We start from the raw sequence: 13726 nt of genomic DNA, 5'->3' as shown, positions 1-13726 counted from the left end.
ATCGTTATGCGCAATCACGCTGCCTTGTCGGCAGGACGGCGGTTGCCCGCCGGACGCCGTTTTGCGCGGAACGGCTTCTTGCCTGGCTTGGCGGAAAAGCTCTTCTGGCCGAACGGTTTGTTGCGAAAGCGCTTTCCGCGATTACCATCGCCGTTGCCGCGCTCGTCCGCGCCCTGCCTGCCCCCGGCATCGTTGGCCGCCTCGCGGCGAACCGGCGCGCCGGGCTCGCGCTTGGGCGCGACCGGATCGGGCTGGTCGAGATGGGAAGCCGCGACCGGCAGCTTCATGCGGATGATGCGTTCCACCTGGCGCAGCTTGCTGTTTTCGGACGGGTCGCAAAGCGTGATCGCGACGCCGTCGGCGCCGTTGCGGCCGGTGCGGCCGATCCGGTGCACATAGCTTTCGGCCTCGTCCGGCAGGTCGAAATTTACGACATGGCTGATGCCCGGCACGTCGATGCCGCGCGCGGCGATGTCGGTCGCCACGAGGATGCGCACGCTGCCGTCGCGAAAGCCGTTGAGCGCGCGCTGGCGCGCGTTCTGCGACTTGTTGCCGTGGATGACGGCGGCCTCGAAGCCGTCGCGCTCCAGATCGCGGGTAACGCGGTCGGCCCCGTGCTTGGTGCGGGCGAACACGATCACCGAGCTCATCGCCTCGTCGGCGAGCATGTCGGAAAGGATCTTTCGCTTCTGCTTGGTGCGCGCCAACACGACGCTCTGGCGGATCTCACCCGCGGTCGTACCCTGGGGCGCGACCTCGACATGCACCGGGTCCTTCAGAAGGCCGTGCGCCAGCGACTGGATCTCGGCCGGCATGGTGGCGGAGAAGAGCGCCGTCTGACGGTCGCGATGCGTCGCCTTGGCGATGCGCTTGACGTCGTTGATGAAGCCCATGTCGAGCATGCGGTCGGCTTCGTCGAGCACCAGCCAGCGCGTCTCGGCAAGGTTGATCTCGCCCTCGCGCACCAGGTCGGTGAGACGGCCCGGCGTGGCGATCAAGACGTCTACGCCCTGCGCCATGCGCTTGACCTGGCTGTGGCGCGAAACGCCGCCGAGCACCAGCGCGGTGGAGATGTGGAGGCCCTTTGCGAGGGTGCGGATGGTTTCCTCGATCTGCACGGCAAGCTCGCGCGTCGGCGCCAGAATCAGCGCCCTGCAGGTCTTCCTGCCGCGCTTGTCGCCGAGGGTGACGATCTTCGCCAGGATCGGCAGGCTGAAGGCGGCGGTCTTGCCGGAGCCGGTCTGCGCGATGCCGAGAATGTCGCGGCCCTCGAGCTGGGCGGGGATCGCCTGCTCCTGGATCGGCTTCGGATCGAGGAAGCCCGCATTGTGCGTGGCCTTCAACAGCGCACCGGTAATGCCGAGCTCGGCAAAACCTTGCGAATTGCCGTTGTCGGCGGAAATTTCAGTGTTCTCGTTTGTCAAAATTCTTCTTCTTTCGTGCAGGCCCACGGCTTTCGAGCCGGGCCGCAAAAATAGCGACGGCAGGGCGCAACCTGCCGCGTTCGGTGTTTTCATGAACGACAAGGCGGCGGAAACTTTTCCGCTCGGCTGCGCTGTCGTGCCCGCATGCGTTTGCTGCGGGGCTCATTCACCGCTTGCCGTCAAATCCGGAAAGGGGAGAAACAGACGCAACCAGTCCTCGAAGGAAAGCCGGCAGATCCGGCCCAAGCGCCTATGACGCCGCATATGGGGCAGTTCGCCCCGAAAAGCAAACGATTTGTTGTGCAGCGCAAAATGAATTCAGGAGCGGACCGGCGCGACTCCGAAAATCCGCCGCCATATCGTTCCGCCCAAAAAGCGATTGAAGACGATGAAATAGGCGACGATGCTGGCGAAGAAGATCAACGCCGGCGCGCCGCTCAAGGCGAAACTGCCGTCGGCGAGATTTCCGGTCAGCCAGGCCACCGCGAAGCCCAATAGGAAGAAGGCGGTCAGGAAATCGAGGATGAAGGAACATACGGCCTTCCAATAGGGGAAGCCCACCGCATTCTCGCTCATATTCGCCTCCGTGATCTGCGTCCGCGCAGTAGACCCCATACCGGCACCACGAGCAACCTGAAGCTGCAGCAGCACTTGATCGAGCCCGACTTTTGGCCCGACCGACCGAAGGCCGGCTAGAACTCGATGCCCTGCTGCGCCTTCACGCCCGCCGAGAAATGGTGCTTCACCGCGCCCATCTCGGTGACGAGGTCGGCGGCGTCGATCAGTTCCGGCTTGGCGTTGCGGCCAGTGACGACGACATGCAGGTCGAACCGTCGCGAGGACAATGCCTCGACCACTTCCGCGAGATCGAGATAACCATAGCGTAGCGCGATGTTCAGTTCGTCGAGGACGACGAGGCTGATCGTCTCGTCCTCCATCAGCGTCTTCGCCTTCGACCATGCGGCCTGCGCCGCGGCGGTGTCGCGGGCGAGATCCTGCGTCTCCCAGGTGAACCCCTCGCCCATGGCATGCCACGAGACCTTGTCGCCGAAGGCCGCGAACGCGTCCTTCTCGCCGGTGTGCCACGCGCCCTTGATGAATTGCACGACGCCGACCCTGCGGCCGTGGCCGAGCATGCGCAGCGCGAGGCCGAAGGCAGCGGTGGTCTTGCCCTTGCCGGGTCCGGTGTTGACGATCAGAAGTCCCTTCTCGATCGTCTTCCCCGCCACCTCGGCGTCCTGCACGGCCTTGCGCTTTTCCATCTTGGCGCGATGGCGTTCCGCGGTTGCGGCGTCGATTTCCTTCATGTCATTTCACCTGCATCGGCATGCCCGCCACCATGAAGAGCACCCGGTCGGCGGCTTCGGCGACGTGCTGGTTCAGGCGGCCCGCAACATCGCGGAACCGGCGTGCGAGCGCATTGTCGGGAACGATCCCCAGCCCCACCTCGTTGGCGACGACGAACCACGGACCCCTGGGCTTCGCCAGAACCGTCGCCAGCCGTTCGCATTCCGCGCGGAGATCGCTTTCGGCTAGGAGATGATTGCTGACCCACAGGGTCAGGCAATCGACCAGCACGGGACTGCCCGCCGGCACATCCTGGAGCGCGCCGGCGAGATCGAGCGGTGCCTCGACCGTCTTCCAGCCATTGTCGCGCCTGGCTTTGTGCGCGGCTATCCGCTCCTCCATCTCGTCGTCGAAGGACTGCGCCGTGGCGATGTAGAACCACGGCGCGGGAAAGCCCGAGGCCAGCTTCTCGGCATAGGCGCTCTTGCCGGAACGCGCGCCTCCGAGAAGGAAGGTCAGGTGCCGGCGGTCACGCAAGGCTGCCCCGCGCATCGCCGAGCGAGACCGAAAAACGCCGGCGGACGGTGCCTGCGACGGCGCCCAGGATCAGCCAGAACAAGAGGTTTGTGACCGTCACCGCGACGACGAAGCGGTGGTGCAGTTCGGCCGGCACGGCGGTGTCGTGGCTTTCGGGCTGCGGCGCGCCGACGATATGGGGCGCGACGATCAGCGCCACACCGAGCGCGGCAAGGGCGACGGAGCGGCCGAAGACGATCAGCGCAAGGCCGGCGGCGGTGGCGGCGACAGTTCCGATCCACCATGCCTGCCTGGCGGCGAGATCGGCGGCGGGCATTCCGGGAAGCTCCGGCGGCAGGCCGAGGCCGGGCGCCAGCGTGAAGACCGCGAAGCCGGCAAAACCCCACATCAGGCCCTGGCGCCAGGAGGCGATGCCACCGGCGAATTCGGAAACCGCGACGAGCACGAGCGCGAAGCCGATCGCCGTCACCACATTGGCGGCGGCGGTGTAGAACTCGCGCTCGAAACCGTCCTCGGGCGTCCAGGCTTCCTCGCCATGGTCATGGGAGTGCGCCGCCTCCCCGCCGGTCTCGGCATGATCGTGGTCATTCGGGTGATCATGGGCCCCGCCGCCGCCTTCATAAGCCTCGGCTGCGACGATGAGAGGCGTTGTGGAAAAGGCCTGCATGGCGGCAAGCACCAGTCCCGCGACAAGCCCGGCGATCGCCGCGACGAACACGACGTTGCGAAAAACAGTCATCTCGAAATCTCTTCGTCAGTGGCAGGGGAAAGCCATGGAATGGCGGTAGTCGTGGGCGGCGTTGTGCGCCAGGTCCATGTGGGCAAAACCCACGAACCCTATGACGAAAAGACCGAGCAGGGCCGAAAGGCCGAGCTGGAAGAAGCGCGATTGCGCGGAGGCGGACGCACCGATTGCGTTCGAAGTGGTGTTCATGCCGTTTCCTTCCTCCCTCCACCCGAGGGACCTGGAGTTGTCATTGTCGACGGCAGGTCTCCTGGCTCGCGGGTCGGTGCTCTGGTGTTCCGCCTTCCCGAGGCAACGGCCTCAGTGGCATTCGAAACGAGCTCGCCGCTTACAGTTGCGGGGGCAGCAACGGAATTGGGCGAAAAGCCCGCACCGTATTCCCTCTTCGTCCCTTACGGGAACCGACGACGGGTGGAGCATAATCGAAATCGTTTCCGCCGCAAACGGATTTCCGACCGCGTTGACAGAAGCGGCCGGCGAAGCCTAAATGCCTGGCGACGGTCTCCTCTCCGCAAAGGGAGGAGCTAAGAGGGAACGCGGTGCGAGCTTCTGCTCAACTCCGCGGCTGTCCCCGCAACTGTAAGCGGCGAGCCTGCAACCCCCACTGCCACTGGAAAATTTCCGGGAAGGCGGTTGCAGGCGACGACCCGCAAGCCAGGAGACCTGCCGTCGACCGATCAATCCTAGATGCCTGGCGGGTGACCCGGGCAAGGAGCGTGGCGACGTGCCTTTCGACCAACTGCCTTCCGTCCGGAATCCGCAAGCGGAAAATCCACCCGAGACCGAATCACCCGAGACCGTGACGATTCTCGTCTGCGGCTCCTGCCGCGACGCGTCGGGCTCGGATGTGCGACCTCGTCCCGGCGAGCGCCTGGCGCAGCACGCAAGGGAAAGGCTCGACGACGCGGACATAGAGATCCGCGAGGTCGAGTGCCTCGGCAATTGCAAGCGCAGGCTGAGCGCGGGCTTGGCCAAGCCCGGCGCCTGGACCTACGTCTTCGGCGAGCTGACGACCGACAATGCGCCGGACCTCATCGAGGCGGCGAAGCTCTTCCGCACCTCGCAGGACGGCCTGCTGCCCTGGCGCGGCCGTCCCGACTGCCTCAAGCGCGGGCTGATCGCCCGCATTCCTCCGCTCGATTTCCAGAAGGAAAAGCCATGACCGCTTCGCTCGACCGCATCCCCTGCACCGTCGTCACCGGTTTCCTCGGCGCCGGCAAGACCACGCTCATCCGCAACGTGCTGGAAAACTCCAAGGGCAAGCGCCTCGCCATCATCGTCAACGAGTTCGGCGATGTCGGCATCGACGGCGAAATCCTCAAGGGCTGCGGCATCGAGAGCTGCCCGGAGGAAAACGTCGTCGAACTGGCGAACGGCTGCATCTGCTGCACCGTGGCGGATGATTTCGTGCCGGCGCTCGACCAGATCCTTTCGCGCATGCCGAAGGTCGACCATATCCTGATCGAGACTTCGGGCCTCGCCTTGCCGAAGCCGCTGGTGCAGGCGTTCCAGTGGCCGGCGATCAAGGGACGGGTGACGGTGGACGGCGTGATCGCCGTGGTCGACGGGCCGGCGCTCGCCGAAGGCAGGGTCGCCTCGGACATGGACGCGCTCGCCGCGCAACGCGCCACCGACGAGACGCTCGACCATGACGATCCGGTCGAGGAGGTGTTCGAGGATCAGGTCGCCTGCGCCGACCTCGTCATCCTGTCGAAGAGCGACCTTCTGGACGATGCCGCGAGGGCCAGGGCCGGCGCGCTCGTGGAGGCGCATCTCGCCCGCGCGGTCAAGGTGGTTCCCGCCGCCAACGGCAAGGTCGACGCCTCGATCCTGCTCGGCCTCGGACTGGCGGTCGAGGACGACATCGAAAACCGCAGGACGCATCACGACGGCATGCTCGACCACGAGCATGACGATTTCGACAGCTTCGTCGTCGAAATGCCGGCGATCACCGACCCCGACGATCTCGCCGCGAGGATCGCGCGCGCCGCCGAGGAAGAGAATGTGCTGCGGCTCAAGGGTTTCGCCGACGTCGACGGCAAGCCGATGCGTCTTCTCCTGCAGGCGGTCGGACCGCGCGTGCAGCATCATTACGACCGCGCTTGGGCGTCTGGTGAAGCTCGCGGGACGCGCCTCGTGGTGATCGGCCTCAAGGGTCTCGACCGCGCTGCGATCGAAACGATCCTGGCCGGCTGAGGACGATGCACCTTCTCGCCACCACCTCCGCGACGCTCGACGATCTGGTCGAGCCCGTCGATCTGCGGCAGGAGCCGGCGGATATGGTGGCGCTTTCCTTCACCGACAGCGACCTTGCCGGGCTTGCTGCCGCATGGAAGGCCGAAGGCGCCCTTCCCTCCATGCGGCTCGCCGCGCTGCGCGACCTGCGCCATCCGATGTCGGTCGATCTCTGGCTCGACGGCGTCGCGGCGCACGCCAAGGTGATCCTCGTGCGCCTGCTCGGCGGCTACGAATGGTGGCGCTATGGCTGCGACCGGCTGTCCGCGCTGGCGCGGGAGCGCGGCATACGGCTCGCGTTGCTGCCCGGTGAAGGGCGGGAGGCGGATGAACGTTTGGCCGCGCTTTCGACCCTGCCGCGCGAAGAACTCGAGCGCCTGCTCGCCTTTTTCCGCGAGGGCGGACCGGAGAACATGGCGGGCCTTCTCCAGCGACTCGCCACCCATGCCGGCGGTGGTGGCGAGCCTGGCGAAGCGCGCGCCCTTCCCCAGGCGGGTTTCCATGATCCGAACGGCGGTGTTGTCGATCTCGACGCCATCGCCGCCGCCATCCCGACGGGCGCGCCGGTGGTGCCGATCCTGTTCTACCGCTCGATGCTGCTTGCCGCGGATGCAGCCCCCATCGATGCGCTGGCGGCGGCGTTGCGGCGGCGCGGACTGTTCGCCACGCCGATCTTCGTTTCGAGCCTCAAGGACGAGGCGGTGGCACGGTTCGTCGAGGATGCGGCAGCCCATCTGTCGCCCGCGGCCATCGTCGCGGCGACCGCCTTCGCCTCCGCCGCCGACGGCGAAGGACGCACGCTCTTCGATCGCATCGGCGTTCCGGTGATGCAGGCCGTCACCGCCACAACACGGCGCGAGGCGTGGGAGAGGGGCCAGCGCGGGCTGGCGCCCGCCGACCTCGCCATGCATGTCGTGCTGCCGGAACTCGACGGCCGTATTCTCGCCGGCGCGATTTCCTTCAAGGCTGAAAGCGAGGTGGACCGCGCGCTGGGGTTTCGCGGACAGACGAACGCGTCGGAGGCGGACCGGGTGGAGCAGGTTGCCGACCGGGTCGTCGCCCTCGTCGCGCTGCAACGCAGCCCGCGCGCCGAGCGCAACATCGCGATTCTGATGCCGGACTATCCCGGCGCGCCGGGCCGGGCCGGCTATGCCGTCGGCCTGGACGTTCCGGCAAGCGTCATCGCCATGCTCTACGACCTCAGGGAAGCCGACTACGGCATTGAGAACGTTCCTGAAACGCCGCGCGCGCTCCTGCGGCTTCTGGAACGAGGCGAGGAAGGGATTTCGGCTTCCGCCTACCATGAGCGGTTCGGCGAGCTGCCTGATTCGGCGAAGGCGGCGGTCACGGACGCGTGGGGCGAGCTGCCCGCCGGCGAATTCCGCTTCCGCGCCGCGCGCTTCGGCAAGGTCACGGTCGCGCTGGCGCCGGATCGCGGGCGCTCCGAGGACCGCAGGGCCGATTATCACGACCCGTCGCTGCCGCCGCGCCACGAGCTGCTCGCCTTCGGCTTCTGGCTCCGTCACACGCTGGCAAGTCACGCCATCATCCATGTCGGCGCGCACGGCACGCTGGAATGGCTACCGGGAAAGACCGTCGCCCTCTCGCAAAGCTGCTTTCCCGAGATCGTCACCGGGCCGCTCCCGGTCGTCTACCCTTTCATCGTCTCCAATCCCGGCGAGGCCGCGCAGGCGAAGCGCCGGATCGGCGCCGTCACGCTCGGCCACCTTCCGCCGCCGCTGGTCGGCGCGGGACTCGACGAGGACCAGCAGGCACTGGAACGGCTGGTCGACGAATACGCGCAGGCCGAAGGGCTCGACCGGCGGCGGCGCGAACGCCTCGCGCCCCTCATCGTCGAGACGGCGCGCCGAAGTAGCCTCGCCGGCGAAGCCGGTGTCGCGGAACAGCAAAGCGCCGAGGAAGCGCTGGTGCGTATCGACGCATGGCTGTGCGACCTGAAGGACATGGCGATCAAGGACGGCCTGCACGTCTTCGGCCGGGCCCAGGCTGAGGAAGCCGACGCCGCGCGCATCGAGAGCGCCGCGGCGGAGCGCAAGGCACTGCTCGACGCGCTCGATGCCCGCCACGTCGCGGCCGGTCCAGCGGGCGCGCCCGCGCGCGGAAGGCTCGACGTCCTGCCGACGGGACGCAATCTCTTCGCCGCCGATCCACGCACCATGCCGACGCCGACCGCCTTCGAACTCGGCCGTCTGGCGGCCGACGAGGTGCTGCGCCGCCACTTGCAGGACCATGGCGACTGGCCGCGCTCGCTGGTGCTCGACCTGTGGGGCAGCGCCTCGCTGCGCACCGGCGGCGAGGAGATCGCGCAGGGCCTCGCGCTGATGGGCTGCCGGCCGCAATGGGACGCGGCCACCGGTCGCGTCACCGGCATCGAGGTGCTGCCGACCGCCTCCGTCGGCAGACCGCGAATCGACGTGACCTTCCGCATTTCCGGCCTTTTCCGGGATATGTTCCCGACGCAGATCGCGCTTATCGACGCGGCCGTCGCGGCCGTCGCAGCCCGCGAGGAGCTGCCCGGCGAGAACTCGCTCGCCGAGGAGACGCGCCGGACCGGCAAGCGCGCGCAGCGCATCTTCGGAACCTCGCCCGGCACCTATGGCGCCGGCATCGAGGAACTGCTGCAAGACGGAAGATGGAAAGAGCGCGAAGAGCTCGGCCGCGCTTTTCTCGACGCGACCTCGCACGCCTATGGCGGCGCCGACGGTGAAGGAGAAGCGGCGCCGGGCGCCTTCGCCGCGCGCATCGGGGCGGCGGACCTGCTTGTCCATGCCGGCGACGACCCCGGCAGGGACATTCTGGAAGGTTCCGCCGACGTCGCCTTCATCGGCGGCTTCGCGGCCGCCGCGGCGGCACTCGGCAGGAACGCCGATCTGATCGCTCTCGACACCACCGATCCGCAGCGTCCCAGGGCCCGGTCGGTCGCCGAGGCCGTCGCGCGCGTGGTGCGCGCCCGCGCCGTCAATCCCCGCTTCATCGAAGGCCAGTTGCGCCACGGCCCGCGCGGCGCCTCCGAATTCGCGGAGACGGTGGACCGGCTCGTTGGTTTCGCCGAGACGACCAACGCGATTCCCGCCGCCCTCATCGAGGCGGTACATGACGCCTATCTGGGAGACGAGCGCGTGCGCGCCTTCCTCCTCGACCAGAACCCTGCGGCCGCGCGCGCCATCGCGCAGCGCTTCGCCGACGCACGCCGGCGCGGACTGTGGCAGCCCTTGCGCAATTCGGTCGACAACGACCTCGCCGAACTGATCGCCGAGGCAGGACAAAGGGAAGCGGCATGATAAGCTCGCCCTTGGCCCGTGGCGCCTGCCCCAGCCTTTCCGCCCCGATGCTGACCGGCGACGGCCTGCTCGTCCGGCTCAATCCCCTCGAACCGGGATTTTTACCGCACATCCTGGCGGGAATTGCGGAGGCGGCCGCCAGACACGGCAACGGCATCGTCGAAATCACCTCGCGCGGCAGCCTGCAGGTGCGCGGATTGACGGAAAAGAGCGCCGTGCTTCTCGCCGGCGACGTCGCGGCATTGGGAATTCGGCCGCGAACCGGCGTTCCGGTCGAGACGAGCCCGCTGGCAGAGCTTGATCCGAAGGAGAACCCGGCGACGGCGGAGCTTGCCGCCAATATACGTTCCCTCGTCTCGACCGGCGGCCTCTCCGCCCGCCTCGGGCCGAAGGTCTCGGTCATCGTCGACGGCAACGGATCGCTGACGCTCGACGGCCTCGCCGCCGACATCCGGCTTCTCGCGCTCGACAGGTCCGCGGATCGCTGGCTGCTGGCGACCGGCGGCGACGGCAGGACTTGCCGGCCGGTCGGGGTTATGAATTCCGCCGACGCCCCGCATGCCGTGAAAACGCTTCTGGAGCGTATCGCCGCCAGGGGAAAGAGCGCGCGTGGCCGCGATCTCGGCGATGCGGACATTGCCGCGCTGGCGCGAGGGCCGCGACCGGCACCAGCACCGGCGGAAATCCCCATAAAAGCCTCCCCCGTCCCGATCGGCCGCTTCGCGCTCTCCAACGGCAACGCGGCGCTCGGCCTGGGCCTCGAATTCGGTCAGACCGAGGCCGCCGATCTGATCGGGCTGTGCGACCGCGCTTCGCGTCTCGGCGCTTCCGAGATCAGGCTCGCGCCCGCACACGCGATCCTCATGCTCGGCATCGCGGAAGAGCGGCTTGATGAGATGGGGGAAATGGCCGCGCGGCTCGGCATGATCGTCGAGCCCGGCGATCCGCGGCTCTCGATCGCCGCCTGTCCCGGCGCGCCGGCCTGTCACGCCGGTCATTTCGCGGCGCGAAAAATCGCCGCCGGGATCGCCGACGCGCATGGCGCGATGCTCGACGGCTCGTTCCGGCTCCACGTCTCGGGTTGCGAAAAACGCTGCGCACGGCCGTCCGGCCCGACGCTCACGATCGTCGGCGCCGCGGCCGGCGCACGTTTCGAGGTTTCGGCTGCCGCGCAAGCGCGCACGCTTGCGCGAGCGGACGAGCGCGGGATCGCGCCCGCATTCGCACGCATCGCCCAGGCATGCCGCGACGGCAGAAAAACCAGCGAGACATTTGCAGATGTCCTGGCACGGCTCGAGCCGCTGCGGGACGACGAGGAGTTCGGCCAGCCAAGATGAAATCCGCATATGACTACATCACCGACGGCAGGGCGATCTACGAGCGCTCCTTCGCCATCATTCGGGCCGAGGCCGACCTGGCGCGCTTTTCCGCCGAGGAGGCGGAGGTCGCGGTTCGCATGATCCATGCCTGCGGGCAGGTCGAAGCCGCAAGCCATTTCGTCTTCTCGCCCAGCTTCGCCGCCGCCGCCCGCGGCGCCTTGCGGGCCGGAGCGCCGATCCTGTGCGACGCGCAGATGGTGGCGCATGGGGTGACCCGGGCGCGGCTTCCCGCCGACAACGAGGTCGTCTGCACGCTTTCCGATCCACGCACGGCCGACCTGGCAGTCCGCATCGGCAATACGCGCTCGGCCGCCGCGCTCGAACTTTGGCGCGACAGGCTGGCAGGCGCGCTCGTGGCGATCGGCAATGCGCCCACCGCCCTCTTCCATTTGCTCGACCTGCTCCGCAACGGCGCGCCGAAGCCCGCCGCGATCATCGGCATGCCCGTCGGCTTCGTCGGCGCGGCCGAATCGAAGGAGGCGCTGGCCGAGGGAGATCACGGCGTTCCCTTCGCCATCGTGCGCGGCCGCATGGGCGGCAGCGCCATGACGGCCGCCGCCGTCAACGCGATCGCGAGGGCTGGCCTGTGACTTCGGACAGCAAGGGACGGCTGATCGGCGTCGGCACCGGGCCGGGCGATCCCGAACTCCTGACACTCAAGGCCGTGCGGGCGCTGCGCGAGGCGGACGTGCTCGCGCATTTCGCCAAGCGCGGCAACAACGGCAATGCCCGCCGGATCGTCGCCGCGCATCTGCCGGCCGGCCTGATCGAGCTTCCCCTGCTCTATCCGGTCACCACCGAGATCGACAAGGACAGCGAGGATTACAGGAGGCAGATCGCCGCCTTCTACGACAAATCCGCGCTAAACCTCGCCGAACATCTGGCCGAGGGCCGCACGGTCGCGGTTCTGTCGGAGGGAGACCCGCTCTTCTACGGCTCGTACATGCATCTGCACGTGCGGCTCGCGCCTCGCTTCCGGACCGAGGTGATCCCCGGCGTCACGGCCATGTCGGGCTGCTGGTCGCAGACCGGGCTGCCGATCGCGCAGGGGGACGACGCGACGACGGTTCTGCCGGGCACCATGCCGGAAGCCAAGCTTGCCGAATGGCTCGGCAGGGCGGACGCCGCGATCGTCATGAAGGTCGGCCGCAATCTTCCGAAGATTCGCCGTGCGCTTCAGGCGGCCGGCAAGCTCGACCGCGCCGTCTATGTCGAGCGCGGCACGATGGAGGAGACGCTGTCGCTGCCGCTCGCCGAAAAGACCGACGACGATGCGCCTTATTTCTCGATCGTGCTCGTGCCGGGTTGGAACGGTCGGATATGAGCGGACGGCTCTTCATCATCGGGCTCGGCCCCGGAAATCCGGACCAGGTGACGCCGCAGGCGCGCTCGGCAATGGAGGCGGCCGGCGACTTCTTCGGCTACAAGCCCTATCTCGATCGGCTGGAACTGCGCGCCGACCAGCGCCGCCATGCCTCCGACAATCGCGAGGAGCTGGCCCGTGCGAAGGAAGCGCTCGGCCTCGCGGCAGCGGGGCGCACCGTCGCCGTCGTTTCCGGTGGCGACCCGGGCGTGTTCGCCATGGCGGCCGCCGTCTGCGAAGCGATCGAGCAAGGTCCCGTGGCCTGGCGGGAGATCGAGCTCGACATCGTCCCTGGCGTAACGGCGATGCTGGCGGTCGCGGCAAGGATCGGGGCACCGCTGGGGCATGATTTCTGTGCCATCTCGCTCTCCGACAATCTGAAGCCGTGGGAACTGGTCGAAAGGCGCCTCGCGGCGGCCGCCGAGGCCGGCTTCGTCATCGCGCTCTACAATCCGATCAGCCGGGCAAGGCCGTGGCAGCTCGGCAGGGCGTTCGAGCTGTTGCGCGCAATTCTGCCGGCCGCGACGCCCGTCGTCTTCGGTCGCGCGGCCGGACGGCCCGACGAGCGCATCGAAACGACCGCGCTTGCCGAGGCATGCGCCGAAAGCGCGGACATGGCGACCTGCGTCATCATCGGCTCGGCGGAAACGCGGCTGATCGCCCGCGAGGACAGGCCACCGCTCGTCTATACGCCCCGCTTCGCGAGGGAGACGGCGAGATGAGAAACCATCGTCATCGCTTCGACGGGCGTGGCCGCCGACGCAACCTCCGGCAGCGCGGGCCTGCGCACCAGGAACACTTCGATGCCGAGCTTGCGCGACGCCTCGAGCTTGGAATAGGTCGCCTCGCCGCCGGAATTCTTGGCGAGCACGGCTTCGACGCGGTGCCTTTCGAACAGGGCCAGTTCGTCGTCGAGCCCGAACGGTCCGCGCGCGAGGAGGTAGGTAGCGGCGGGCAGCGCCAGAGGCGGCTCCACCGGATCGACGCTGCGGATCACGTAGCGATGCCACGGCGCGGCTTCGAGCGGCGCGAGTTCCTGCCGGCCGAGCGCCACGAAGACGCCGCGAGGCTCCGTTCCGAGCGCGGCGACGGCCTGCGCGACGCCGTCGACCTCGATCCAGCGGTCGCCCTCGACCGGCCGCCACTCCGGGCGTCGCAACACGAGCAGCGGGACGCCGGCGAGCGCGGCCGCGACGGCGGCGTTTCCCGAAATGCGCGCCGCGAAGGGATGGGTGGCGTCGACGAGTATGTCGGTGCGGTATTCACGCAGATAGCCGGCAAGGCCCTCCGCGCCGCCGAAACCGCCGACCCGCACCGGAACGGCGTGCGCGGCCGGCGCCCTCGTGCGCCCGGCGAGCGACAGGGTGACGTCATAACGCCCGTCCTCGCCGAGAAGGCGGGAGAGCTGGCGCGCCTCGGTCGTGCCTCCGAGTATCAGGATGCGGTGGGTCATC

Annotated in this window: 14 protein-coding genes and 2 riboswitches; of the genes, 7 read left to right on the top strand and 7 right to left on the bottom strand. The window is 68.1% G+C overall.

The genetic code is table 11. From position 1 onward, the window contains the following. Positions 1–14 precede the first annotated feature (14 nt). The 6 genes from XW59_RS14650 to XW59_RS14625 all read right to left on the bottom strand — a co-directional run bounded on the left by XW59_RS14650 (position 15) and on the right by XW59_RS14625 (position 4182). Positions 15–1424, bottom strand: coding sequence for a DEAD/DEAH box helicase (locus tag XW59_RS14650; protein WP_047146323.1), 1410 nt, complete (start codon positions 1422–1424; stop codon positions 15–17). 318 nt (positions 1425–1742) lie between these two features. Next, a complete protein-coding gene (locus XW59_RS14645) occupies positions 1743–2000 on the bottom strand; it encodes a hypothetical protein (protein WP_047146324.1) in 258 nt (85 codons plus the stop codon). A gap of 116 nt (positions 2001–2116) precedes the next feature. Then, on the bottom strand, positions 2117–2731 hold the full coding sequence (gene cobO / locus XW59_RS14640) for a cob(I)yrinic acid a,c-diamide adenosyltransferase (protein WP_047146325.1): 615 nt from the start codon (positions 2729–2731) through the stop codon (positions 2117–2119). A gap of 1 nt (position 2732) precedes the next feature. Further along, positions 2733–3248, bottom strand: a complete 516-nt coding sequence (gene cobU / locus XW59_RS14635; RefSeq protein ID WP_246666099.1) for a bifunctional adenosylcobinamide kinase/adenosylcobinamide-phosphate guanylyltransferase — start codon at positions 3246–3248, stop codon at positions 2733–2735. Beyond that, a complete protein-coding gene (locus tag XW59_RS14630; protein WP_047146327.1) occupies positions 3241–3987 on the bottom strand; it encodes a CbtA family protein in 747 nt (248 codons plus the stop codon). Before XW59_RS14630 ends, cobU begins: the two co-directional genes overlap by 8 nt. 15 nt (positions 3988–4002) lie before the next feature. Continuing rightward, entirely contained in the window at positions 4003–4182 is a 180-nt protein-coding gene (locus tag XW59_RS14625) for a CbtB-domain containing protein (protein ID WP_047146328.1), read from the bottom strand. A 33-nt stretch (positions 4183–4215) separates the two neighbouring features. Continuing rightward, a riboswitch (cobalamin riboswitch) is annotated at positions 4216–4414 on the bottom strand. Between the two features lie 60 nt (positions 4415–4474). Next, a riboswitch (cobalamin riboswitch) is annotated at positions 4475–4679 on the top strand. 38 nt (positions 4680–4717) lie between these two features. Here XW59_RS14625 and XW59_RS14620 point away from each other — a divergent pair. Genes XW59_RS14620 through XW59_RS14590 form a run of 7 tightly spaced genes read left to right on the top strand, consistent with a single transcriptional unit; the run spans position 4718 to position 12994 of the window. Further along, positions 4718–5155, top strand: a complete 438-nt coding sequence (locus XW59_RS14620) for a DUF1636 family protein (RefSeq protein WP_348639319.1) — start codon at positions 4718–4720, stop codon at positions 5153–5155. Next, on the top strand, positions 5152–6189 hold the full coding sequence (gene cobW / locus XW59_RS14615; protein ID WP_047146329.1) for a cobalamin biosynthesis protein CobW: 1038 nt from the start codon (positions 5152–5154) through the stop codon (positions 6187–6189). Before XW59_RS14620 ends, cobW begins: the two co-directional genes overlap by 4 nt. Before the next feature lie 5 nt (positions 6190–6194). After that, a complete protein-coding gene (cobN, locus tag XW59_RS14610) occupies positions 6195–9530 on the top strand; it encodes a cobaltochelatase subunit CobN (RefSeq protein WP_047146330.1) in 3336 nt (1111 codons plus the stop codon). After that, positions 9527–10867 (top strand): precorrin-3B synthase, encoded by a 1341-nt coding sequence (gene cobG, locus XW59_RS14605; protein ID WP_047146331.1) that lies wholly within the window; start codon positions 9527–9529, stop codon positions 10865–10867. Before cobN ends, cobG begins: the two co-directional genes overlap by 4 nt. Then, positions 10864–11499 (top strand): precorrin-8X methylmutase, encoded by a 636-nt coding sequence (locus XW59_RS14600; protein ID WP_047146332.1) that lies wholly within the window; start codon positions 10864–10866, stop codon positions 11497–11499. Before cobG ends, XW59_RS14600 begins: the two co-directional genes overlap by 4 nt. Next, complete coding sequence (locus tag XW59_RS14595; RefSeq protein ID WP_047146333.1) at positions 11496–12233, top strand: precorrin-2 C(20)-methyltransferase; 738 nt, start codon at positions 11496–11498, stop codon at positions 12231–12233. The genes XW59_RS14600 and XW59_RS14595 overlap by 4 nt, the downstream gene beginning before the upstream one ends. Next, the gene (locus XW59_RS14590) at positions 12230–12994 is read left to right on the top strand and encodes a precorrin-3B C(17)-methyltransferase (RefSeq protein ID WP_047146334.1); all 765 of its coding nucleotides are present in this window, start codon (positions 12230–12232) and stop codon (positions 12992–12994) included. The genes XW59_RS14595 and XW59_RS14590 overlap by 4 nt, the downstream gene beginning before the upstream one ends. On the opposite strand, the gene XW59_RS14585 is transcribed toward XW59_RS14590, so the two are convergent. Then, positions 12958–13725: a cobalt-precorrin-6A reductase gene (locus XW59_RS14585; protein ID WP_047146401.1), complete on the bottom strand. Its 768-nt coding sequence runs from the start codon at positions 13723–13725 to the stop codon at positions 12958–12960. The two genes, XW59_RS14590 and XW59_RS14585, sit on opposite strands and share 37 nt — an antisense overlap. Between the last annotated feature and the right edge of the window lies 1 nt (position 13726).

The sequence above is a fragment of the Aquamicrobium sp. LC103 genome, from assembly GCF_001014615.2.
Lineage (GTDB): Bacteria > Pseudomonadota > Alphaproteobacteria > Rhizobiales > Rhizobiaceae > LBCQ02.
This window is presented reverse-complemented; position numbering and strand designations above follow the sequence as displayed.

What these genes read in the sequence shown, in the direction of transcription:
- XW59_RS14645 (WP_047146324.1), bottom strand. Translation starts at nt 2,000, where the DNA reads ATGAGCGAGAATGCGGTGGGCTTCCCCTATTGGAAGGCCGTATGTTCC.
- cobO (WP_047146325.1), bottom strand. Translation starts at nt 2,731, where the DNA reads ATGAAGGAAATCGACGCCGCAACCGCGGAACGCCATCGCGCCAAGATG.
- XW59_RS14630 (WP_047146327.1), bottom strand. Translation starts at nt 3,987, where the DNA reads ATGACTGTTTTTCGCAACGTCGTGTTCGTCGCGGCGATCGCCGGGCTT.
- XW59_RS14625 (WP_047146328.1), bottom strand. Translation starts at nt 4,182, where the DNA reads ATGAACACCACTTCGAACGCAATCGGTGCGTCCGCCTCCGCGCAATCG.
- cobW (WP_047146329.1), top strand. Translation starts at nt 5,152, where the DNA reads ATGACCGCTTCGCTCGACCGCATCCCCTGCACCGTCGTCACCGGTTTC.
- cobN (WP_047146330.1), top strand. Translation starts at nt 6,195, where the DNA reads ATGCACCTTCTCGCCACCACCTCCGCGACGCTCGACGATCTGGTCGAG.
- cobG (WP_047146331.1), top strand. Translation starts at nt 9,527, where the DNA reads ATGATAAGCTCGCCCTTGGCCCGTGGCGCCTGCCCCAGCCTTTCCGCC.
- XW59_RS14600 (WP_047146332.1), top strand. Translation starts at nt 10,864, where the DNA reads ATGAAATCCGCATATGACTACATCACCGACGGCAGGGCGATCTACGAG.
- XW59_RS14590 (WP_047146334.1), top strand. Translation starts at nt 12,230, where the DNA reads ATGAGCGGACGGCTCTTCATCATCGGGCTCGGCCCCGGAAATCCGGAC.
- XW59_RS14585 (WP_047146401.1), bottom strand. Translation starts at nt 13,725, where the DNA reads ATGACCCACCGCATCCTGATACTCGGAGGCACGACCGAGGCGCGCCAG.